Raw genomic sequence first — 23445 nt, forward strand, 5'->3', positions numbered from 1 at the left:
TGCAAAAGATTAAATTAAAAACCTGCACAGGCCATCTAGGGTGTTTTTACTTGAGCAGTGATTAATTATCCCTATAAAAACAGTACTCAAAGCACCTTTCTCCTCATTTTTTTAAGCATTCCTGGCAAGTTAATCTCAAATAATCTAAAAAAAACCTAAAAAAGAATCCGTGAAAGTACCAAGTTAGATCCAGGGAATACCTAAATCCTCTTCAAAAAATACCGATGGATTTTTGATCGCTGCGCTAATGCCCCGTATGGCGGGGGCTGTAGCGGATTTAATGGAGTTATACACAGATATATCCAGTCTTTCTGTTAATAACGCATCCCTGTGAAAATCTATACAAAAACCTCTGCTTTATTCAGGAGTGCTCGATGAAATCAGACCGGGGATCTATTTACATATTTCGAGTAATCTATCGAGTTGCAATGTAGTGGCTGGACTTTCTATTCCGGGATGCTAGAACCCGCTTGCTCTCTTCGAGCAAATATTATTGACAAGCACTCTTTGTCTACGATGCCCTTAGGGGTTCACAGCGAGCAGTTACAGGTCAAGTTTGCTGAGTGTTCTTGAGTATTGCAGGTGTTTCTTTGAGGGTTTTATGCCGACCCCCAAGTCTGAGCGTAACTGAGCAGGCATAAGGTTAGCTTCATACATAAATATGGTATCTGTTCCATCATAGGCGGATAACCCTCAATCAAGAGCTGTTTACGGTATCTTCAAGTAGGGGTATTTGGGCTTTGGTATCAAGTATGTAATTGTGTGATTTGTCGTGGAAGCTGTACGGATGTAGCGTACAAATCCGTGTTGCAAAGTACGCAAGCCATTTTCCAATTAGCCAGCGTGTGACTTAGCTGAGAACTGGCTTGTTCAACAGCTTCATATTGTTTCGGCCTGTGTTTGGCGCCATCTGAGGGACAAGAAAAAATTAACCTGATCATCGGTTGCGAAGATGGTCGATATTCCTGACATGGATATAGGAATTGGTCGCAATTTTAGAAGGCTTTTCGTGTTTATGGGGTAATTGATAGGTTGCTTATCGCAGGGTTGTTAGGATCGAAAGAAAAAAGTGAAGGTGCTTTCAATGAGGCGGATAAAAACACTACTTGGATTGTTCGTTCTGGTCGGCATTGTTTGTCTGATAGCTGGGTGTGCGAAGGAGACGGTTCCTGATCTGCAGGAGTTTGAAAATATAAATACTTCACAGTTGGCGGCCCGTATTGATGGAAGAGAGATCCGTCTTGAGGAGTTAGACGCCGCCCTGTCACTCATTTTGTTCGACATCGAAGAACAAAAGCATGAGATTCGAATACAGCAGCTGTATGAGTTGGCAGAGTTTAAAAGTGAAGTTGGAGTGCAAAAGGAAAAAGTTGAGATCCTATTGAAGGTTCCTGAGCCACCGCGTATCAACTTGCCTATTGAATCTCTACACCCGCGGGGTAATGCCAAAGCCCCAATCACTGTAGCAACATTTTGCTCTTTCCAGTCTCCCCATTGCAAGCACTTACAGCCCATCATACGGCGTTTGACCGAGGACTATGCGGGTTGGGTGCGCCAAGTCAATTTCGATTTTCCTTTGAAATTTCACCGGCAAGGGATCAAGGCTGCATCTGCGGCTCGCTGTGCTGCTGATCAGGACAGGTTTTGGGAATACCACGATGCTTTATACGTTGAATCTCCGAAATTCGGCGTTAATACTTATACTCGACTAGCCAAGCAGCTTCAGTTAGACATCGAACAGTTTGAGTTGTGTCTATCTGAAGGCCATCATAAAAGGTTGGTCCTTGACGATCGGGATCGAGCGGTTGGACTTGGGCTCCAAAATGTACCCGTGGTTTTTATCAATGGTTTGTATCTCAAAGGACCCCGTAAATTTGAACAATATGCTTTTTGGATTGAAAAAGAGCTGCGTTTATTGGGGGTAAATTCCGGGGAAAAGTATATTTGGCTAGGTGGCGAAGATACTGATGACCGAAACTTACCGATTACCAGCTTACCGCTTAGATTGCTGGGGGTTAGTGTGTCGACGAATGAAAGTAGATCAAAGGCATTGATTGAAGTAGCGGGGGAGGGCGCACAGTATTTTGTTACAGGGCAAGAGCTAATAAAAGACGTCTCACTGCTGCGCCTCCACTCTAATTTTGCAGTTATTGAAAGTGGTGTGGGCTTGGAGAAATTACTGCTTAAGGGCAAAGAGGGCACGGGTATTTTATTAACTCATTCCCGAGGGCACAATAAGGCACTGAAACAGCGTATCGAACAGCCGATGGGCCCAGGGACCCGCACGCTGACCGCTCCTACAGGTGTACTGACCTTGGGTCATGACTGGTTGAGCAAGCAGCTGGAGCAACGTGAAATTCTTGAGGCGAAATTCACTGTAGCGGAGCTGGAAGTTGAGGGGCATCATTTGATGCGACTCGAAGGCGTTGCGGATAATGAGTTTTTTAGCGCATTGGGGTTCCAGGAAAATGATGTATTACTGCGAGTGAATGACAGCTGGGTTCACAGTGGTCAAAATTCTTTATGGGATGCGCTTGGCAGTGGCCAGGTGATAGATGTGACCTTTATGCGCAAAGGTTTACCTCATCGATTACAGTATGTAGTTGATGAATTAAATGATTTTGAAAACAGCTCAGAAGGTGAATAGGAATAGCCGGTAATAAAAGCTGGGCCTGCAGCACCTGAGATACATGCGGGCCCATTGTTTACCGAGCAGTGAAAGTTATTTACTTATCTGGATTTCCTTGCCAAATAATATCTGCCACGATATTTTGGCCTTGAATACTGGGATGGAAACAGTCGCCACCGTCAATGTCGTCCTTGCCAAATTGGAACGTGCCTGCATTTACTTCATCTTCACCAGTATACTCTGCTATAACTTCTACACCATTTGTGCCGTTATAGTTTACCGCTTCCTCAACGAGAATTTCATTGTACCGCTGTTGTGCGGTGGCAATTCCGTTGTAACGTGTGGTGAAGCTTTCACCGTTCATGGTGCCGCCATTGGTTGCAATGCGACAAATTCCAAAGGTTGACCAGACACTCTCACAGTCCACGCGCGAATTGCCACTCTGCTTATCTAACCCTGCTGCACGCAGGTCATGCACGCGTGGAACAGAACCAAGCAAAATCGTGGATCCAGTGGGGAGCCCGTTAACCAGCTTGTCGAGCCCAGCTTGGATTGCAGAACGCCACTCGCCATCAGTATAAAGCGGTTCACCGCAATTGGCTGGGTCGACACACTCACGGTTACAAATATCGTTACCGCCCAATAGTACTTCTACATGATCTGCCGCATTACTTTGCGACAGTATTCGGTCGGCTTGATTTGAGAAGTTATCTCCTCCACTGAGCATTTCCGCCCCCGATTCCGCTGCATTTTTATTTGCAGCCATACTGGGAGTACTTACCTTATATTTATCGTGAATACTTTCGACTGAATTATCATCGCCATCAAACCAGGAATGTTCCGGTTGGTCACCACCCAATAGGCAAAATAGGTCCCAAAAATATTTATTGCGGGTACAATCTGCGCCAAATCCCATGGTAATACTGTCGCCGGCAGCGACGGATTTTGAAGGGGCTGCCATTGCTGGATGAATCGACAAAACGCACAAAGCAAGCGTTGCTACAACTCCGTATTTATTCCACATTATGTTTTCTCCCATATCGACTTTCGTCTTAGATTTTTATCGTTTTTATACTGCACAGGTAAACGTGTTGGAGTGTAGGTGGAAGGGGGGATCTGGGGAGGCGGAATACTTGAGACCATTTGGTCAAGACTTAATAAATTGAAGTACGTTGGAATTTTGTCGTCGAGAACATTTACCAGCCTTTAACCTGGGGGAGAACGGTTTGCAGAGAACTTGTTTTCAGGATGAACCGGCACGGTTTCTGTTCATCCTTCAATGCTTCCACTATACTGCGCACTGCTTGTCGGAGTGCCTGTGGGCTGAGATCGCTATTGCGAGATCCGTTGAACCTGATCGGGGTAACCCCCGCGTAGGGAACAAGATCTGAAGTCGCCTGTTTCTTTTACAGTTTGTCGGCTTTTCTCTATTTGCGTGCCCTGGATGCTGCGACCTTTAAATTCTCAAGCTTTAAGGTTACGCATGTCCGAAATCATCGAACAATCCAGTAAGGCTGGAAAATCCTCCCGTGCTGCCAGTCGCGATTCTGCCAAATCATTTCTTGAGAACCTCACGGTTCAATCCTTTCCTAATTCGAGCAAAGTCTATTTACAAGGTGATAAAGCTGATATCCAGGTTGGAGCTCGCCAGATTTGCTTGGGGGAAAGTGTGGTTGGTGGCGATGCTGAAAATCCAGTATTAAAACCGAACGCACCGCTTACGGTGTACGACACTTCCGGTCCTTATTCCGAACCAAATTTCAGGATAGATGTACGCGAAGGTTTATTAAAATTGCGCCAGGGTTGGGTTGAGGCCAGAGAGGATACTGAGCAACTGGATTCCCGTCAGGCGGCCTATAGCCAGAAGCGTATGGCGGATCAGGGGCTGGATCATATTCGTTTTGAAAACCTAATGAATCCGCGCCGGGCCAAGCCTGGCCAGAACGTTTCGCAGATGCACTATGCCCGCCGTGGCATTCTCACGCCGGAGATGGAGTTTGTTGCGGTCCGTGAAAACATGGGGCGCGCCAAACTATCGGCGACAATGAGTGAACGGGATTTTAAAAAAGCGCGTGACGGAATTTTTATCCCCGAAGAGATTACGCCGGAATTTGTGCGCAGAGAGGTAGCCGAAGGGCGGGCGATTATCCCGGCCAATATTAACCATCCGGAAGTGGAGCCGATGATCATCGGGCGCAACTTCCTGTGCAAGGTTAACGCGAATATTGGCAACTCTGCGGTGAGCTCCTCGATTGAAGAGGAGGTGGAAAAGCTAGTGTGGTCCACCAAGTGGGGCGCCGATACGGTAATGGATCTCTCAACCGGGGCCAATATCCATGAAACCCGCGAGTGGATTTTACGCAACTCACCGGTGCCCATAGGCACAGTGCCAATTTACCAGGCACTGGAAAAAGTCGATGGTATTGCCGAAGACCTGAACTGGGATGTTTTTCGCGATACCTTGATCGAGCAGGCGGAGCAAGGGGTGGATTATTTCACCATTCATGCGGGTGTGCTTTTGCGCTATGTGCCTCTCACGGCCAAGCGTATGACGGGTATTGTATCCCGGGGGGGGTCCATCATGGCCAAGTGGTGCCTCGCACACCACAAAGAGAATTTCCTCTATACCCACTTTGAGGAAATCTGCGAAATCATGAAAGCCTACGATGTGAGCTTCAGCCTCGGTGATGGCCTGCGCCCAGGCTCGATTGCCGATGCCAATGACGAGGCCCAGTTTGGCGAATTACATACCCTCGGCGAACTCACCGAAATTGCCTGGAAGCACGATGTACAGACCATGATAGAAGGACCGGGACATGTGGCCATCCATAAGATCAAAGAGAATATGGATGAACAGCTGAAGCACTGCCACGGTGCTCCCTTCTATACGCTCGGTCCTTTGACCACTGATATTGCCCCCGGTTACGACCACATTACCTCCGGTATTGGCGCAGCACTTATCGGTACCTATGGCTGTGCGATGCTCTGCTACGTGACGCCTAAAGAGCACCTGGGCCTACCCAATAAAGAGGATGTTAAAGAGGGCCTGATGGCCTATAAGATTGCCGCTCATGCGGCGGACCTGGCCAAGGGCCACCCGCGTGCACAGATGCGTGACGATGCGCTGTCCAAGGCCCGCTTTGAATTCCGCTGGGAAGACCAGTTCAACCTCGGTTTGGATCCGGAGCGAGCGCGTACCTATCACGATGAAACCCTGCCCAAAGAGTCCGGGAAGGTTGCGCATTTCTGTTCCATGTGCGGGCCAAAATTTTGCTCAATGAAAATCAGCCAGGATGTGCGTGACTTTGCAGCTAAGCAGGAAGCGGCACTGGGCATGGAAGAAATGTCGATTAAATTTAAAGACATGGGCAGTGAGATTTACCACAAGGGCTGACCGAGACTTTTGGGGAAGAGTATCTTCCCCAAAGTTGGGGAACCTGTATGTGGTGGTGAAAAGGAAGTTGCTATCGCCGGGTATCTAATTGGATTTGTGAAAATAGGTGGTCAGTGACAAGTGAAACCAAAGCCAAAATAGCCATTGCCGGCGGCGGCCTGTTGGGGCGGCTGCTCGCCTGGCGACTCAGCCAGCGCAACTTGGATATTACCCTGTTTGAAGCCGGCGAACTGTCGATGCCTGGAGGGGCTTGCTGGACGGCGGCGGGGATGATCTCGCCGTTGTCGGAACTGGTCAACAGTGAGAAGCAGGTTTATACCCAGGGGCTGCAGAGCCTTAACCTTTGGTCAGACTGGTCCAGGCTGCTGGAGCAACAGAGCGGCAGCGCGGTGGAGTTTCGCCGAGCGGGTTCTGTATTGGTGGCCCATGGCAAGGATAGAAGTGAGTTGGTGCAATTCTTACGGGAGTTGCAGGGCAAGTTGGGCGAGTCGGCCAGGGAGCAGGTGCAACCCCTGGATGCAAAATCCCTGGCTAAGCTGGAGCCGGCTTTGCACAGCTTTGAGCAGGGCCTCTACCTGCGTGGTGAGGCAGATATCAACAATCACCGCTTACTGCCCGTGCTGCTGCACGTTCTGCGTGAGAACGGCGTAAAACTGCGAGAGCGTACCAAGGTCAATTGCGCGCCTGGGCGAATTCTTCTTGCCCAAGGGGATGAGGCATTTGATGGTGTTATCGACTGTCGCGGTCTCGGGGCCAAAGGCCAGATTGAAGGCTTGCGGGGTGTCCGCGGTGAAGTGATGGTAGTCGAGTCTCGTGAAGTTGTATTACAGCGCCCGGTGCGCCTGCTGCATCCACGCTACAAACTCTACGCCGTGCCACGCAGTGACGGACGCACGGTGATTGGCGCCACGGAAATTGAAAGCGAAGACATGTCCCCCATTTCAGTGCGCTCCAGCATGGAGCTGTCCTCTGCGCTTTACTCCCTCAATCCGGCTTTTGCCGAGGCTCGTATTTTGGAGACTCGAGTCAATTGTCGTCCCGCCACTATGGACAATATGCCAGTTATACAAAATGAACAGGGACTGATTCGGGTGAACGGTCTCTATCGTCACGGCTATCTTCTGGCACCGGCGGTAGTGAAACAAGTGGAAAATCTAGTGGCGCAACAATTGTTACAGGTGGTTTGATGCAGGTTTTAATCAATGGGGATACTCACAGTTTTGAGTCCTCTATAGAACTCGTCGCGCTTTTAGAGCAATTAGGCTATCGCGGCGAGATATTTGCCGTGGCGGTTAATGGTGGCTTTGTCGCTCGTTCGGAGTATTCAGTGATTGATATCCATGATGGCGATAGTCTCGATATCGTGGCGCCAGTAGTGGGGGGCTAAGCGTGAATGATCTATTAACGCTTTATGGAAAAACATTTAACAGCCGACTTCTGGTAGGTACCGCTTTGTATCCGTCTCCCGCGATAATGCGTGAATCAGTGCAAGTTTCCGCTTCGGAAATTATTACCTTGTCACTGCGTCGGCAGAATCCCGCACAGCAACAGGATAATGTCTTCTGGGATTATATTCGCGAATCCGGTTGTCAATTGTTACCAAATACCGCTGGCTGTAAATCTCCCCGGGAAGCGGTAGAGCTGGCGAAAATGTCGCAGGAAATTTTCCAGACTGATTGGCTCAAGCTGGAAATTATCGGTGACGATTACAATTTGCAGCCCGATCCTTTTGGCTTGGTGGAAGCGGCGCGCAAGTTGGTTCAGCTCGGCTTTAAAGTCTTGCCTTACTGCACCGATGACTTGGTATTGTGCCGCAAGCTTCTGGATGTGGGCTGTGAGGTGCTGATGCCCTGGGGGGCACCTATTGGCACTGGGCAGGGACTATTAAATAAATATAACCTGCAAACTCTACGCGAGCGTCTGAGCGATGTGCCGCTGATTATTGACGCGGGTATTGGTGCTCCATCACAGGCCGCAGAAGCCCTGGAGATGGGATTCGATGCAGTGCTGCTGAATACCGCTATCGCCAAAGCCCAGTCTCCAGTATTGATGGCGCAGGCTTTCAAACTGGCCGTAGAATCCGGGCGCGCAGCTTTTAATGCGGGTTTGATGCTCAGGTGTCAAACCGCCAGCCCGAGTACCCCCACCTTGGATATGCCCTTTTGGCAGCAGGCCGAAAATATGCTGCAGGAATAAGACGTTGATGCGAGATCAAATTTTGACGGATACACCGATTGTCTGGACGATTGCCGGCAGTGACTCCGGAGGTGGCGCAGGGGTTCAAGCAGACCTGCTGACTTTTGCCGATCTTGGCTGCCACGGTTGCAGTGCTATCACCGCCAATACGGCACAGAATACGGTCGAAGTGGTTGCGATTAATGCGGTTTCCACGGCAGTACTAGATTCCCAGTTACAGACTTTGCAACGGGATTTGTTTCCCATAGCGATTAAAATTGGTCTGTTGGCTAATGCCGAACAGGTATTGGCAGTAGCTGATTTTTTACGCACTCTCAAAGGACTCAAGCCAGTTCCGGTAATTTATGACCCGGTTGCCGTTGCTACCAGTGGCTCAGGTCTCACTGAGGGTGACATTACTGCTGAAGTAAAATCCCACTTAATACCTCAATGTGATCTTGTCACTCCCAATCTGCATGAATTGGAGTGGCTCACTCAAATGAAGATTGGGGGTGCTGACTCTATTCTGAGTGCTGCACGACAACTGTATATTCAGGGCGGGGCTGCAGTATTGGTCACTGGCGGCCACCTGCAATTGCGGCCGGGAGAAGTTTCTGACCTGCTTTGGGATGGGTACAAGGCCGACTGGTTTATTGGCCGAGAGGTGCAGAGTGAGAATACCCATGGTACGGGCTGCACCCTGTCTTCTGCCATTGCCGCTTGCCGTGCCTTGGGTTACCCGTTACGCGATGCCTGCGTAGTGGGTAAGGCCTATGTACAACGCGGTTTGCGTCTTGCTGCCAATAAGCATATCGGAGCTGGTGCCGGCCCCGTAGGGCACTATGGCTGGCCGCTGGAATTAGCGGATTTTCCTGAGGTATTGGTACCGGGTGAAACGCGGGCGCAGGATTACGGCCTGAACACGCAAGACAACATGCAGCCACGGGTTCAAGGGTTTGCCGAGATGGATTCCAGGAAACTGGGTTTATATCCAGTGGTAGATAGTGTGGAGTGGCTGCAACGCCTTGCCGATCAGGGTGTGCGCACCTTGCAGTTGAGGATTAAAGACCCCGGTGAGGGGCTGCGCCAACAAGTTGAGCAGGCGGTAGCGATTGGCAGATCTTATAATTTGCGCCTATTTATCAATGATTACTGGCAGCTGGCGATTGAGTGCGGAGCCTATGGCGTTCATTTGGGGCAGGAGGATTTACAGGCAGCAGATCTGGCAGCAATTCAGTCGTCGGGCTTGAAACTGGGTATCAGTACCCACGGATTTTATGAGCTATTGCTGGCCTACCGTTATCGACCGAGTTACTTGGCAATCGGTGCTATTTACGCGACTAATACCAAGGATATGTCGGAGCAGCTGCAGGGGGTGCAGAAGCTTGCGAGGATGGTCGCTCTCCTGCCGGATCATCCACTGGTGGCCATTGGTGGAATTAGCCTACAGCGGGTTCCAGAGGTAATAGCCACGGGTGTCGGCAGTGTCGCCGTGGTCAGTGCCATTACCAAATCGGTCAATTATAAACGGACGCTCGCCGAGTTAAAGGCCCTTTTAGAAGATAAGCATGCGGAAGTTGAGCCATGTTAAGCAGTAAAGAATTACAGCGTTACAGTCGCCAGATTATGTTGCCCCAAGTGGGAGAAGATGGGCAGGAAAAATTGGCCTCGGCGCGAATTATGATTGTCGGTCTGGGTGGCCTCGGCAGTCCGGCGGCACTGTATCTCGCCGCTGCCGGCATTGGCGAGTTGCACCTGGTAGATGGCGATCATGTCGATCTCTCCAACTTACAGCGCCAGGTATTGTACAAAACTAATCACCAGAGCAAATCCAAAGCGCTGGTAGCGGCACAGCAGCTGGCTGCGGCCAACCCCACCATTCGAGTTTACCCGCACAGCCAGATGGCCAATGAGTCCTGGTTGCGCGAGCATGTGAAACAGGTGGATCTGGTGTTGGACTGCACCGATAACCTAGACATTCGCCACACGATTAATCGAGTCTGCTACGCGGCACGGCGCCCGGTAGTGATGGCCTCGGTACAAGGGTTTTCCGGCCAGCTGATCAGTTTTGATTTCAGTGCCGGCAAGGGCCCTTGTTATGCCTGTCTTTTTCCCCCACAGCAACAGGTTGAAGTACAAAACTGCTCTACTGCCGGTGTAATCGGTCCGGCACTGGGGGTGGTTGGCAGTATGCAGGCACTGGAGGCTATCAAATACCTGATGGGCATGTCGGTATCGAGTTTGAGTACTCTGCATTTAATCGAAACCGAAACATTTGCCCTGCAGACGTTGCAGCTGCGGGCCCATGACAGCTGTGCGGTTTGCAGTGCCTAATTAATCTTATTTTATCGGCGAGATTTTTTTTGCAGCTTAATGCCGGGTGGGCGATTAATGGATTTTCCAGCTCTGAGTATGTCGCCGTTCTCGTATGGTGGGCATCGTGGCGCATTTTTTTATGGTGAAATCGATGAAAGGCCAGTATTGATTTTGACAGGATGATTTATATTTTTCTTAAATAAATCTTTTCTTTCTGGAAGGAAACTCTGCCAGTTTTTTGGGGGGCACTTGTTGCGGGTAGAAATACCTGCCTTTTTAGTGCCTTATTAATCTGACTTGGCTATATAGATAAGCTATTGACTCGATAGCTTGTGAGAAGTGATTTAAGACACCAGAATGGCTGCACAACCATTTCAGTGGCAATCGTATTCGGAAGAGGGATTTGTGTTATGAAAAAAATAGATATTGGTATCAGTGAAAAAGACCGGGAAAAAATTGCAGCCGGTTTAAAGCATTTGTTGGCGGATAGCTATACGTTATATCTGCAAACGCACAATTTCCACTGGAATGTTACCGGGCCGCTGTTCCGTGAGTTGCATCTGATGTTTGAGGAGCACTACAACGAACTGGCTACCGCCGTAGATGATGTTGCCGAGCGTATTCGTACTTTGGGGGTCGTCGCCCCCGCCACTTACCAGGCTTTTGCCCAGCTCAGTTCCATCAAGGAAGTGGTTGAGGTTCCCCCGGCTGAGGAAATGGTCAAAATTCTCACCACGGGGCATGAGCAAGTTATTAAAACCTGTCGCGAAGTTTTAAAGGATGCACAGGCGGGTGATGACGAGTCCACGATCGCGCTGGTATCAGACCGTATGCGAGTGCATGAAAAAACTGCCTGGATGTTGCGCGCCACCAGCAGTAAATAGCAAATAGCGCCGGGGGCACTGTGCCCCCGATATGCTGCTACCCGGTGATTGCAGACAAAAATGCATTAGCGGGTGTCGAGAGAGTGTCGCGGCTCTTTAATAACACCCCCACTTCCTGGCTGACCACCGGCGCAGATAACGGTCGGCACTTCAATTTGTATTCCCGTACCTGGGCCTCGCACAAGCTAGGTACCGCACTAATGCCCAAACCCGCCCTGACAAGTTGTCCGATAGTACTCAGTTGATTGGCTTCACAGGCATAATGGACGGCTTTGCAACTTTGCTGAAAAGCATCGTCGGTCCAGCGGCGCACAGCAGAGCCTCGATTCATCGCAATAAACGGAAAATTGGCCAAGTCACACCAGCGTACCTTTGGTTTGCTTGCCAGTGGGTGCTGCGGCGGCACCACAGCGATAAACCGATCCCGGTTAAAGGGGATAAATTCGAGTCCGCCCAAATCATCGGGATGAAAACTGATACCCAGTTCGGCACGGCCCTCCTGAACCGATTGTGTGACCTGCTCCATAACCACATCTTCGAGCAAAATATTGATATGCGGGTACCGCCGATGGAAGTCGGCTAATAATGCGGGTAACCGGTTCAAGGCAAAGGCGGGGATAACGGCCAGCCGCAACTGTCCGCGCTCCAGGCGAAAGGCCTGTTGCACAGCATCCAGGGACTGATCCCAGCTGTGTAAGAGTTGCTCGGCGCGCGAGAGGAAGTCGCCGCCTTCCGGCGTTAAGGTAAGCTGGCGGGCTTCTCGACTGAATAGCTGGCCACCAGTCGCATCTTCCAGATTGCGAATGGCGATCGACAACGCGGGCTGGGAGATGTGTAGCTGTGCGCTGGCCTGTGCCAGGCTGCGGCTGCGGGCCACGGTGACAAAAGCGCGCAGTTGTTTGATCGTTGCACTCACAGGGTGCTTACTCCAGGGTAATATTGGGGCTGGTCATGTTAACTTTTATTTAACAAACCTAAAAAAGATTAAAATAGTTTTAACTTGAAGAGCAGGGCATGATTGCGCTCTTGTGCCTGTAAGGGCGACTGCTGAAAACACAATAATGAGCCATAAGGTCTGTTGAAATGAAGGATAACTCGCAACTGCTCTGGCAACCGAGCGCAGAGGCCATTGCTGCTACCCAGGTGGATGAATTTCGCCGCAGGGTCAATGAGCAGCACCAGCTGAATCTCGACGATTACGCCGAGCTGTATCAGTGGTCTGTCGATGATCGCGAAGCTTTCTGGATGGCGTTGTGGGATTACACGGGAGTTCAGGCCTCACACAAGGGCGATGTCGTTCTCGCTCGCGATACCATGCCCGGGGCCGAATGGTTCCCAGAGGCTCGCCTCAACTTTGCTGAGAACCTGTTGCGTTTCCGCGATGACAAGCCGGCCCTGGTCGAGCGCCTGGAAAATGGCAACCGCCGCCAGCTCAGTTATACGGAGTTGTATAGCCGGGTAGAGCGTCTTGCCGCAGCCCTGGCCGATCAGGGTGTGTCTGCAGAGGACCGCGTGGCTGGCTTTATGCCGAATGTCATTGATACCGTAGTAGCAATGCTAGCGACCACCAGTCTCGGTGCCATCTGGACTTCCTGTTCGCCAGATTTCGGTATCAATGGAGTGTTTGACCGCTTCGGCCAGGTGGAGCCGAAAATCCTGTTCGCCAGCGAGGGTTATTTCTATAACGGCAAAGTGATCGACTCTCTACCGCGTCTGCGCGAGATTATCGCCCGCATCGATTCCATCGAAAAACTGGTGGTGGTGCCGGTAGCCCGCTCCCAGGAGGCAACAACCCAAGCCCTGGCGGCTGAGTCACTGGATAAGGCGGTATTACTACAGAACTTTGAAACTGCAGCACCCCAGCGAGAACTCGCCTTTGTTCAAACCGAATTTAACCACCCGCTATACATTATGTACTCCTCAGGTACGACCGGAGTGCCCAAGTGTATTGTGCACGGGGTCGGCGGCACTTTACTTCAGCACTTGAAGGAGCACCGTCTGCACTGTGACCTGCGTCGGGAGGATGTCCTTTTCTACTTCACCACTTGTGGTTGGATGATGTGGAACTGGCTAGTGAGCGGCTTGGCTTGTGGTACCACCTTGGTGCTGTTTGACGGTTCGCCGTTCTCTCCTGAAGCGAGCAACCTGTGGGATATGGTGGATGAAGAAGGTATCAGCGTGTTCGGCACCAGTGCCAAATATATTGCCGCGCTGGAAAAGAGCGGATGTAAGCCGCGAGAGAGCCACAAACTGGAAAAGCTGCGCGCTGTGCTTTCTACCGGGTCGCCTCTGGCACACGAGGGCTTCCGGTATGTTTACCGGGATATAAAGGCCGAACTCTGTCTGTCTTCGATCTCTGGGGGTACTGATATCGTTTCCTGTTTTGCCTTGGGTAACCCGGCATTACCGGTCTATGCCGGCGAATTGCAGTGTCGCGGTCTGGGAATGGCGGTAGAAGTCTGGAATGATGATGGCCAACCGGTGACGGCAGAGAAGGGCGAATTGGTCTGTGCTAAGTCCTTCCCCTGTATGCCCATCGCCTTCTGGAATGATCCGGATGGTGCTAAGTACCATGGTGCCTATTTTGAGAATTGGCCCGGTGTTTGGGCCCATGGCGATTACGCGGAGATTACCGAGCACGACGGTGTAGTTATTTACGGCCGATCGGATGCGGTATTGAATCCCGGTGGCGTGCGTATCGGTACCGCAGAGATCTACCGACAAGTAGAGAAAGTTGAGGAAATACTCGACAGCATCTGTATTGGCCAGCCCTGGCATGATGATGTGCGAGTGGTACTCTTTGTCGTACTGCGCGAAGGCGTGGTTCTGGATGAAGCGCTGATTCAGAAAATCCGCTCTACAGTTCGGGCTAATACCACCCCCCGGCACGTGCCGGCTAAAGTGATCCCGGTGGCGGATATTCCACGGACTATCAGCGGAAAAATTGTGGAGTTGGCGGTACGCAATGTCGTACAGGGCAAGCCGGTAAAAAATAAAGAGGCCTTGGCCAACCCCGAGGCTTTGTCACTATTTGAAAATTTGTCGGCGCTGGCAGAGGACTGAATTAGTTGCGGGAGTAAGGGGGTGTAACCGAGCGCCATTTTTTTTGTGGTGGTTCTGCGCTACCCTTCTCCCTACAAACACCAATAATTTACGGTAGATAAACAGTCATGGTTACTTATCTGTACTGGGCGGCGGTTCTTGCTCTGGTCGTGCTTTCTCTTTTTGTGGGCAGCCGTATGGGCAGCACCAAAATCGGCGCTATTGTGGCTGCAGTATTCTTTTTTGGCGGCTGGCTGGCCTACTACTTCCACTATGAACAAGTCTTTGTGAAGCGCTTTGGCGGCGTTATGCGCATTTCTGTTCCGGATGGATACCGACATATCGGTGCCACCTGGAAAGAGGATAACTTGTGGGTGGAAAATTATAACCCCAAGACCAATCAATGTATTTTTACAGAATACTCCAAAGGCAATATCCTGCAGGGGCGGGTTATTATTCAGGACTGTAATCCGCTATTGGGTAATCCAACGACACAGCCATAATTACCGGCTGCATTGCCTGTCGATACATGGGGCTTACTGCCTCGGCTATAGCCAGTTAAACAAGATAAGCCGATTAATTTGATCCGGCTGTATAAAACAGCTGGGTATTCCAGCATACGGAGGGAACGGATACCCGGATATGTGCAGGGTAGCCGCTACTGACACTGGAAAAAGATCTTGCGTATTCTCTTGGTCTCGCTGTTTATTCCCATGATTTTGCTGCCTCTTCAGGGGGCGGCAGCTATTCCTTTCTTTGATAGCCTGCCAGGATTCTCTCTCCTGGTGCAGGGCGATCCCCGCTTACAGCAAAAATTGACCACTGAATTAAATGAGTTGCGTAAGAACAGTAACGCCCTGAAAAATTATGAGGACCCTGCGGATATTGCACACTATGAACGGGGAAATCTGGCAAAATTACTCCGTTCTCAGGGTTACTACGATGCCTCTGTGAGTGAATCTGTGGCGGGACGCGAGATTGCCTACAACGTTAACCCGGGCCCTCAATATCACGTAAAAAGTTTGGATATCCTGATGCCGGCGGGATTGCGCTCAGGGTTTAACGGTTTACCGATCCACGTCGGCGACCCGCTTAGGGCCAGTGAGGTACTTGCCGGGATTGAGAAAATCACAAAGTACCTGAATGACAATGCGTGCCTGCTAAATATCGATGTCACCTACCAAGCGACGGTTATTCACCAGGAAGCTGCCGCTAGGCTGGAATATCGAGTGGCTCCAAGCCCCGAGGTGAGAGTGGGGGAGGTGCGTATTGAAGGAGTCAACTCTATTGAAGAGGACTATTTGCGGGATAAATTGAAGATTAAACCGGGAGATTGTTTTAGCCGCAGTAAGCTCGATGCTGCCCAACTGCGCCTGTTGCGCACTAAGTTGATTTCCAATGTCACCAGTGAAGTGTCTGAACCCTACGGTGGTTTGGTTGATGTCATCTTTGTGATTCGGGAGCGCAATCACCGCACCATAACCTTGGGGGTGGGGTATACCTCTGATGAAGGTGCGGGCGTTTCCGCGGCTTGGGAGCATCGCAATGTGTTCCACCGCGGAGAAAAAATTGAAGTTGAAAGCAAGTTGAACCCGGTCAAGCAAACCTTGGAAGGCAAGCTCACCATACCGCGCTTTTTCCATGACAAGCAGCGGTTTACCGCGAGTGTTGCTCTCACCGGGGAAGATCAGGATTCCTATCGTTCTAAAGCGCTGACATTGAGCGGTCTTATATCGCGAAAAATCAGTAAGCACCGCACTCTCAGTGCTGGCGCGGAGCTGAAGTTCAGTAAAGTGGATGAAAAAGTGGAGGGGGCGGTTGCTGAAGGTGACCCCGATGAAAACTACAGCCTTTTAGCATTCCCCTTGGGCTTCAAATTGAACACTACGGATAAACCCCTAGATGCCCGCCGCGGCGCGACCTCCGCACTGGAAGTGAAACCCTATATTGACCTGAGAAATACCAGCACCACTTTTATCAAAAATACCCTGCAGATCACCGCGTACAAAACGGCCAGTGAGATACGCTACGAGCCGACCTTAGCGCTGAGGATCAAAGCCGGCGCTATCACTGGAGAGGCGAATCTTGAGCTGCCTGCGGATGAGCGCTTTTATGCCGGTGGTGGTGGCTCGGTGCGCGGCTATGGCTATCAGGAGTTGGGTCCGCGTTTGGTAGAGATTAATGCGGAGGGGGAGGAGTCACTTTCCGATGCCATTGGTGGACGGGGGCTCAGTGAAATCTCCTTGGAGGGGCGTTTTCGCTTTAACGATACCTGGGGGGGAGTGCTTTTTCTCGACGGCGGCAACGCGTATGAGAACCCAGCGCCCAAGTTTTCCGACTTGTTCTGGGGCGTGGGCTTCGGTGTGCGCTATATCACCTCCTTCGCGCCCATTCGCATGGATATCGCCTTTCCCCTCGATCGTCGCGACGGAGTTGATGACCGCTACCAGGTTTATGTGAGTTTGGGGCAGGCATTCTGATGCGTTGGTTGGGGATATTTGCGCTGGGCTTTATCCGCGGAGTCGGCATGTTCCTGCGCGGTCTCTGGCACTCTTTGGGCGCGCGGGGTTCCCTGGTGACAGGTATCTGCCTTTTCCTGCTGATGTCGGTGATTTATTTTCTCGGCACAGAGCCCGGTAGGGTGGGACTTACCCGTGGGACTTTCTACCTCGCGGAACAGTGGGTAGAGGGGCTCAATATCGAAGCTGAAGGTATTCGCAGTGAAAAACTGGGCGCTTGGTTGTTTGACCGCCTGAGGGTTGATTACAAAGCGAATACCCTGGCTGAAGCCCAGATGTTGGAGATAAAACTCAACACACTGTCTAGCGACCCCATTGATATCGAGCGACTCGGGGCCGAAGACCTGTTACTGAATCTCGATATTCTCAATGAGTTCCTCGCAGCGCTGGCGGAATCTGCAGGAGAGAAAATTGAGCAAACCACTGAGGAGAAGCCGGCAACCCGTTGGGAGCTGCTAGTACCCGCTTTTCGACTCAGCCAGATACAGATTTCCCGTTTGCAACTGGTAGACAGCCAGCTAGATGTTCCCCCGATCGCTATCCAAGCCAGTGCCCGGTATCGCTGGCATGATGAGGGAGCCCACTTGCAGGTGAACGTACGGGAACTAAAAGGCTCGCAGTTCAACCTTGTGGTCGAAGGCGCGGAGAGAGATGGCAATCGCTTTGTAGTGGAGTTCACCGCCCGTGAAGCGGCACAGGGGTTTGTCAGTCGACAGTTACACCTGCCGGAACAGCAGGCGCTGGATGCCCATGGGACTCTCTCTCTGCGTCGTCAGGGGAATAGAGTACTGCTGGATATTGACTCGCTCAGTGCACCCTTGTCCGAGCATAATCTGAGTGTCACAGGCAGTCTCGAAGTAGATATCAATCCCTGGCACCTCAACTCAAAGGGTATTTGGTTGCGGGTGGATGAGCGTCGCAGCTCCCTGGCAGGGAGCATCAGCGCAGATGGGGTCAACGCAGAAATTAATCTCAACCAAATACCTCTAAGTCTCTCTCGTCCCTGGCAGGATGTACTCGATAGCGGCTGGCTGAGCGCCGAATTGATGGTTCAGGGTTCTCTTCGCCAACCCGATATTACCGGCCAGCTACAACTCGAAAGTCGCTACCGAAAGCAACCGCTGCAATTGGAAGGGCGGGTGGATACCCAAGCCGGTGTGATAGATTTGCAAACCCTGCAGCTGCAATTTGCCGGTGCTGAGGCGCGCGTAGTAGGAACCGTGGATACTAACCTGCAAGCCGTGGATCTGGTGGGGGAACTTGATGAGCTGGGAGTTGAAGAAATCCGCAGGCTTGTCGCCTCTCTGCCGCAGGCCGATGCGGTAGAAATTCCTCCCGCTCTCTCGGGCACTTTGCATCAACTGCGCCTGGAGGCCATAGGTTCGTGGAAAAACCCCAACTTAAAAATCTCGCTCAGTGCGGTGACTGCCTACCACGACTTGCAAAGTGAATTGACCGCAGCCATCAGTGGCAACCTGCATACGTTGGGTATTGATGAGATGGTACTCGGCGGTGAAAAGCTGAATGTCGATGTAACTGGCCAGCTTGATATTGAACAGAAACAGGTGGATCTACAATTACAGCTGGATGCTAAGGGTATTAGTTTACAAGATGACCTGAGAATAACGGAGGTCGAGAACGTGACTTTGGGGATTGCCTCAGAGCTAAGACTGCTTGGAGATTGGTCCAACCCCCAGGTTGAACTCAACTTGAAATCTGATGGTCAGTTACAGGATTACCCCTTTAACCTCAAAGGTGAAGCCAGTGGCAATCTGGACCTTATTGAGGTCAGTGATCTGCGCCTGGAGCTGTTCACCAATGGCAACGGTAATCAATTTACTGCGTCGGGGAATCGTGGGCCTCAATCACCGCTCACCTATTCCGGTTTTGATAAGGGTGAGTCGGAACCCCTGCAAAACCATAGCCGTTTGACCACCCTTGCCGAAGATGCGAAACAGCTCGGTCGGGTGGGGGTGGCGCTATTGCAGGCTGACGGCTCCCTTGAGCTTAGACGGGATCGGTTAAAAATTGATATAGGTGCACGTAACCTCCCGCTGTTACTGCTAGACCTTGTGGGTGTGTCCTTGCCCAACACCCTTGAAGGAGAACTGAGCCTGGACGGCAGGGTTGATGGTTCTCTTTCGAACCCGCAAATAAAAGCCAATCTGATTGCGGGGGGAAATTATCGTCTGGAGTCCTGGCAATTACAGGGTAGTGTTGACTACCTAGACAAGAGCCTAGTTATCGATGGCGTTGAGGTTTTATGGGCCGGTCGCAATCAGTTGTCGGTGCAGGGCAGCCTGAATGCCGATCGTCTCGACCTGGAACTTCGTGGTCAAGGGGATCTTTCAGATCTGGCGGCTAGCTTTTCCAGCGGTAGGACTGGCAGTGGCGATATCAGCCTTTATGCGAGTATCACTGGCAGTCCAAAACAACCTGAGTTTCAGGGGGAGCTGCGAGCCACTGGGCAGGCACTGGGCCGTGGGCAGGGCGGACTACAGGTTCAACCTCTTTCTATGATTTTGGACTGGCAGACAGAAAATGGCGAACTCAATGCCTCCCTGCTTGCTCAGCATGGCGGCAGCCGTGCAATTAACAGTCAGATACAGCTGCTGATAGCCCCGCTGTTCACACAACTATTTTTAGAAAATAACCAACAAGGAAGCGTGCAGCAGCTTCCTTTCAAGTTACAGGGCAGAGGTACGGCTGATTTATCGGTGATAGCCGAATTTATTGACCCCCGTGTTCATCGGATGCGTGGATTGCTGAGTTTCAGCGTCGATGGCGCGGGGAGTTGGCAGCGTCCTCTTTTAACCGGAGATGTCGAGTTGAGCAATGCCGGTTACGAGCACCGTCCCAGTCATACAAACATTGCTGATATTAATTTCTATGCACATCTGTCTCCGGAAGAGTGGCGTATTGAGCGGGGTAGTGCCACCGATGGTGATGGTGGAAGAATCAATCTAAGTGGCGCTATCTTCCTGCCTGCTGATAGTCAGCCGTCATTGGATATTACTTTAAGCTTGAACCGGGCCCATCTTCTTAATTCACCCGGTGTGCGAGGTGCGATTTCTGGTGATGCCCGGTTATCCGGTACCGCTCAGGACGCTGAAGTCACCGGGCGCTTCACCTTGCGGCCGCTGGCGGTACAAATTGAGCAGTGGATTGGTAGCAGTATCCCCGAGATTCAGGTGGTGGAAGTACAAATTGACAGCCCCCAAGTGGAACGAGCGCCGCCGCTATTCGCAAAAATCGGCTTGGATGTCGAGATCGTGCTGGATCAGCAGTCTTATGTGCGTGGCCTGGGCCTGAACTCACAGCTGCGCGGGCAAGTGGATATCCGTGGAACAGCAGCCAAACCCCAGGCCTCTGGTGAGCTGACAATTGTTCGCGGTAGTTTTGATTTGTTTGGCAAAAAATTCGACTTGCGAGACGGTGAAATTCGCTTCGAAAATAATGAAGTGGCAATATTGGTTGAAGGAATTTATGAATATAGCGATGGTGAAATCACCGCTGAAATATCCGGTACTGCGACAGATTTAGATATTAGCTTCACTTCAGATCCATCCGCATCGCAAGATGAGATTTTGGCACAGCTACTTTTTGGTAAATCGCTGTCAGATATATCACCGCTGCAAGCAGTGCGCCTGGTCAGTGTTGTACGCAGCTTACAATCAGGGCGAGCCGTATTGGATCCCATTGCCAAGACACGTGAACTGCTCCGCTTAGACACACTCAGTGTTGAGCAGGAAGCAGGGGATGAGGGGGATGAGTACGCGCTGAGTTTGGGGAAGTACATTACCAATCGAATTTATGTGGAATTGCAGAGAAGCACAGACCCCCTCAGCCCCTGGCAGGCGGAGATGCAGATAGAGCTGCGTGACAATCTCAACCTGGAGTTTAAAACCGCAGATGATGGCGATAGTGGTTCTGGCAGTGTGGAGTTGCAATGGAAGAAGGACTATTAATCCGTCTCTTTCAGGCCTACCTTTTAAATTAACTGAGCGCTATTGAAGGGAGCTTTCTCAACAGGCGGCAATCGATAGGGTTTAATCCTTGGTGATCAGCATGTCTGTCACTTCGAGGCGACAACCTGATTGGGGGGGATTATTGATGCCCCAATTGTCGATAACAATCATCATCGATTCATCAAAAATATCAGGCCCGGTTTCACGATACGCATGCCATAATTGATTGTTGCTATCACACTTTGAAGCCGAGGCATCACAGATCCTAATGTCCCACTGATAGGTCCCTCTACCTTGTCCTGAGGTGATTTTCCGCGAAGTAAATGTGAGGTGTTGGCGGATACCGCTATCAACCCTGATGGAGCAGGTCAGGTTAACCCAGGTTACCTGCTTGGCGCGCCCACCCCGGTTGGAGGCGAAGACACCAGAACCCTCAGGGCCAGTAGTTTCAACAAAATCCACTTCTCTCTCACCGCCATCCCAACATCCACCCAGTTGCCCACACCAGGGAAACATATAAACGGCGATCCACTCGGTCGGGCTACATTTTCCTCTGGGAACTGTGACGTTAAAATCGATTGCTGAAATTTCTTTCATCCTGATATCTGCGTTATCGCACCGGACAGCTGTGGTATAGGCACAGGAACCCTTTACACGGCTATTTATTTGGATTGATGCAGCCCCCGCAGTGTTACTTGGCTGGAACTCTATTTGAGTGCAGCGGTTATTTTCGGCAACTTTATTATCCTGATGGTTAAAAACGGGTTTTCAACTAGCCGGTGAGGCCGCCGTTGCCGGGTGGAGGGTGAGCAAGACGATGATGATGGACAGTAGGCGGGCGGCTTGTCGCATACAGCTAATCTTGAAGTATAAAGAATTTATCACATCATAGACTGTATATTGATAAAGTCAGCATTAAGGTTATGCTTCTAGCGGCATAAATAACACAGTCAATAAAAGAAGTAATTAATAGCTCATATTGGGGAAGGGGAGACGGGCGAATGTATATTCTCTAACTGCAGGCGTATTTACATCAGTTTTTTGTTAGAGGATGAAGTAGGGCAGTATCAACTTCTCTTAATCTGCGCTTGCCTAGACGTTTATCCAAGGTCGCCAAGGATTGGATCAAGGGATCATTTGACCTAAATGCCTGTTCGATATTGAGATCATGAATAAACTCCCCGCATGCCTGATAGGCATCTTGTCGCGATAGCACTTCGTATTCTACCTCACCGTAAGTTCTTTTTTGTGAGGCAGTAACATGATCCGGAACGAGACCGATAATTACCTAGCGATTATTTTCTCTGTAATAATCGTCATTAGCTCGATTCCAGAAAGCTCTGGAGCGAAAGTTGGCGACGACCTTTTTATCCACGGTTAACCAGGCATGGCCGCAGGAACAATTTCCATAGGTGGTACTGTTGATCGATATTCAGCCCTTGACAGAAGAGGAAAAATTCTCCTCAACTAACGCCCTTAACTTGCTCCATCTCATCGTAAGGAGACTCTAATTATGATATCAGTCGATAGTAATCGAGCGTTTAAATTATACATTCTCTAATTTCAATATTAAATATGCGGTATTTAATGGTAGCGTCTGGCGGACTATTGTCGAAATAAGCGCATTGATCCACAAAAAAAATCAAGTGTAAATCAGTTGATGGATTATTCAGCGGGGAATAGAGTGGGGCTAGAGGCGATAGGCCTCCTCTATTTCTCCTTGGACGTACTTCGAAACATCTATCGGGGACGTCCTTTCCATGAACTGATCCTGGAGGCTATAGGCCATTACTTCCAAAGGTGCTGAATTGTAGCCATAAGTTTGAATCTCGGTAATATAGCGTTGGATGAAAACCTCAGGTCCGAGGAGAGCCCATTGATGAACATGGACTAACTCATGAAAATGAAGTGACAGATCCATCGCGTAAGGCGCCATGACAAAATAGGTGTCCTTATAGGTGATGCCTGCTACTTCCATATCAACAAAATCCCCAAGGCCAGCTTGATAAAGCTCAGGGAATGTAGGTTTTGGGATTTCATCGACTACAACAAAATGGCTTTTGAACAGAAAGTCCTTGGTATAATACCCATCAAACTCTGATGAAAATTGATCACAGGAATGTCTTTTGTCCTTGAAGTCAAGGATTGTCTGATCAATCCAGCGTTCTATTTTTGGGAGCATATATTGGTTCCTGTTTTATAGCGTTAAATTATGTATGCTGGGGTATAAGTTACCCTAGGCCTTTCAGGTCAATAAATTATACGACTATTTATACATAAGAGTATATTGATGATTCACTTTCCTTCTTCTTGTTAAGGTATTTTTTGCACGGATAATATAGGGCAGTAATTAGTGTTGCCCAGTATAAGTAAGTTCGCATTAAGTTTGGCTGATAGCCTTCAGGCCAGATCTTGGAGCCATCGAAGAAGTTCGTTGCAGCTCCAAATTCCAAGTAGGTCCATAGGCAGGGCTGTCCCATATAAATCGGTGTAAAAACGAACAGAATAGACCTAGAAT

At 50.4% G+C, this 23445-nt stretch carries 18 protein-coding genes and 1 riboswitch; of the genes, 12 read left to right on the forward strand and 6 right to left on the reverse strand.

Annotated features, from left to right (window positions below):
- The first annotated feature begins 1084 nt into the window (after positions 1-1084).
- On the forward strand, positions 1085-2647 hold the full coding sequence (locus MO867_RS14270; protein ID WP_252470148.1) for a thioredoxin domain-containing protein: 1563 nt from the start codon (positions 1085-1087) through the stop codon (positions 2645-2647).
- 79 nt (positions 2648-2726) lie between these two features.
- Here the strand turns inward: MO867_RS14270 and MO867_RS14275 are convergent, their stop codons facing one another.
- Positions 2727-3653 carry an SGNH/GDSL hydrolase family protein gene (locus MO867_RS14275; protein ID WP_252470150.1) on the reverse strand — a complete coding sequence of 309 codons (927 nt, stop codon included), beginning with the start codon at positions 3651-3653 and terminating at the stop codon, positions 2727-2729.
- A 274-nt stretch (positions 3654-3927) separates the two neighbouring features.
- Positions 3928-4026: riboswitch (TPP riboswitch) on the forward strand.
- Between the two features lie 86 nt (positions 4027-4112).
- Here MO867_RS14275 and thiC point away from each other — a divergent pair.
- The 7 genes from thiC (at position 4113) to MO867_RS14310 (ending at position 11398) form a co-directional block, all read left to right on the forward strand.
- Complete coding sequence (gene thiC / locus MO867_RS14280; RefSeq protein ID WP_252470152.1) at positions 4113-6023, forward strand: phosphomethylpyrimidine synthase ThiC; 1911 nt, start codon at positions 4113-4115, stop codon at positions 6021-6023.
- A gap of 113 nt (positions 6024-6136) precedes the next feature.
- Positions 6137-7210, forward strand: a complete 1074-nt coding sequence (thiO, locus tag MO867_RS14285; protein WP_252470154.1) for a glycine oxidase ThiO — start codon at positions 6137-6139, stop codon at positions 7208-7210.
- Positions 7210-7410: a sulfur carrier protein ThiS gene (gene thiS, locus MO867_RS14290; protein WP_252470166.1), complete on the forward strand. Its 201-nt coding sequence runs from the start codon at positions 7210-7212 to the stop codon at positions 7408-7410. Before thiO ends, thiS begins: the two co-directional genes overlap by 1 nt.
- 2 nt (positions 7411-7412) lie before the next feature.
- The gene (locus MO867_RS14295) at positions 7413-8219 is read left to right on the forward strand and encodes a thiazole synthase (RefSeq protein ID WP_252470178.1); all 807 of its coding nucleotides are present in this window, start codon (positions 7413-7415) and stop codon (positions 8217-8219) included.
- A gap of 7 nt (positions 8220-8226) precedes the next feature.
- Positions 8227-9789 carry a thiamine phosphate synthase gene (gene thiE / locus MO867_RS14300; RefSeq protein ID WP_252470191.1) on the forward strand — a complete coding sequence of 521 codons (1563 nt, stop codon included), beginning with the start codon at positions 8227-8229 and terminating at the stop codon, positions 9787-9789.
- Positions 9783-10532, forward strand: a complete 750-nt coding sequence (locus MO867_RS14305) for a HesA/MoeB/ThiF family protein (protein WP_252470193.1) — start codon at positions 9783-9785, stop codon at positions 10530-10532. The genes thiE and MO867_RS14305 overlap by 7 nt, the downstream gene beginning before the upstream one ends.
- 392 nt (positions 10533-10924) lie before the next feature.
- Positions 10925-11398: a Dps family protein gene (locus MO867_RS14310; protein WP_252470206.1), complete on the forward strand. Its 474-nt coding sequence runs from the start codon at positions 10925-10927 to the stop codon at positions 11396-11398.
- Between the two features lie 37 nt (positions 11399-11435).
- Here MO867_RS14310 and MO867_RS14315 read toward each other — a convergent pair whose 3' ends face one another.
- Positions 11436-12314 (reverse strand): LysR family transcriptional regulator, encoded by an 879-nt coding sequence (locus tag MO867_RS14315; protein ID WP_252470208.1) that lies wholly within the window; start codon positions 12312-12314, stop codon positions 11436-11438.
- Between the two features lie 167 nt (positions 12315-12481).
- Between MO867_RS14315 and MO867_RS14320 the strand changes: the two genes are divergently transcribed.
- The 4 genes from MO867_RS14320 (at position 12482) to MO867_RS14335 (ending at position 20927) form a co-directional block, all read left to right on the forward strand.
- On the forward strand, positions 12482-14461 hold the full coding sequence (locus MO867_RS14320; RefSeq protein WP_252470210.1) for an acetoacetate--CoA ligase: 1980 nt from the start codon (positions 12482-12484) through the stop codon (positions 14459-14461).
- A gap of 107 nt (positions 14462-14568) precedes the next feature.
- Positions 14569-14943 carry a hypothetical protein gene (locus MO867_RS14325; RefSeq protein ID WP_252470212.1) on the forward strand — a complete coding sequence of 125 codons (375 nt, stop codon included), beginning with the start codon at positions 14569-14571 and terminating at the stop codon, positions 14941-14943.
- Between the two features lie 177 nt (positions 14944-15120).
- Complete coding sequence (locus tag MO867_RS14330; protein WP_252470214.1) at positions 15121-16920, forward strand: autotransporter assembly complex protein TamA; 1800 nt, start codon at positions 15121-15123, stop codon at positions 16918-16920.
- Positions 16920-20927 carry a translocation/assembly module TamB domain-containing protein gene (locus tag MO867_RS14335; RefSeq protein WP_252470235.1) on the forward strand — a complete coding sequence of 1336 codons (4008 nt, stop codon included), beginning with the start codon at positions 16920-16922 and terminating at the stop codon, positions 20925-20927. Before MO867_RS14330 ends, MO867_RS14335 begins: the two co-directional genes overlap by 1 nt.
- Positions 20928-21008: 81 nt before the next feature.
- Here MO867_RS14335 and MO867_RS14340 read toward each other — a convergent pair whose 3' ends face one another.
- The 4 genes from MO867_RS14340 to MO867_RS14350 all read right to left on the reverse strand — a co-directional run.
- A complete protein-coding gene (locus MO867_RS14340; protein ID WP_252470237.1) occupies positions 21009-21524 on the reverse strand; it encodes a hypothetical protein in 516 nt (171 codons plus the stop codon).
- A 436-nt stretch (positions 21525-21960) separates the two neighbouring features.
- The gene (locus MO867_RS24350; RefSeq protein ID WP_444875283.1) at positions 21961-22143 is read right to left on the reverse strand and encodes a hypothetical protein; all 183 of its coding nucleotides are present in this window, start codon (positions 22141-22143) and stop codon (positions 21961-21963) included.
- 474 nt (positions 22144-22617) lie between these two features.
- Positions 22618-23109, reverse strand: coding sequence for a hypothetical protein (locus tag MO867_RS14345; protein ID WP_252470239.1), 492 nt, complete (start codon positions 23107-23109; stop codon positions 22618-22620).
- An 88-nt stretch (positions 23110-23197) separates the two neighbouring features.
- On the reverse strand, positions 23198-23445 hold a 248-nt coding region (locus tag MO867_RS14350), incomplete at its 5' end, for a hypothetical protein (protein WP_252470241.1).

Source organism: Microbulbifer okhotskensis, assembly GCF_023895975.1.
Taxonomy (GTDB): Bacteria; Pseudomonadota; Gammaproteobacteria; order Pseudomonadales; family Cellvibrionaceae; genus Microbulbifer; species Microbulbifer okhotskensis.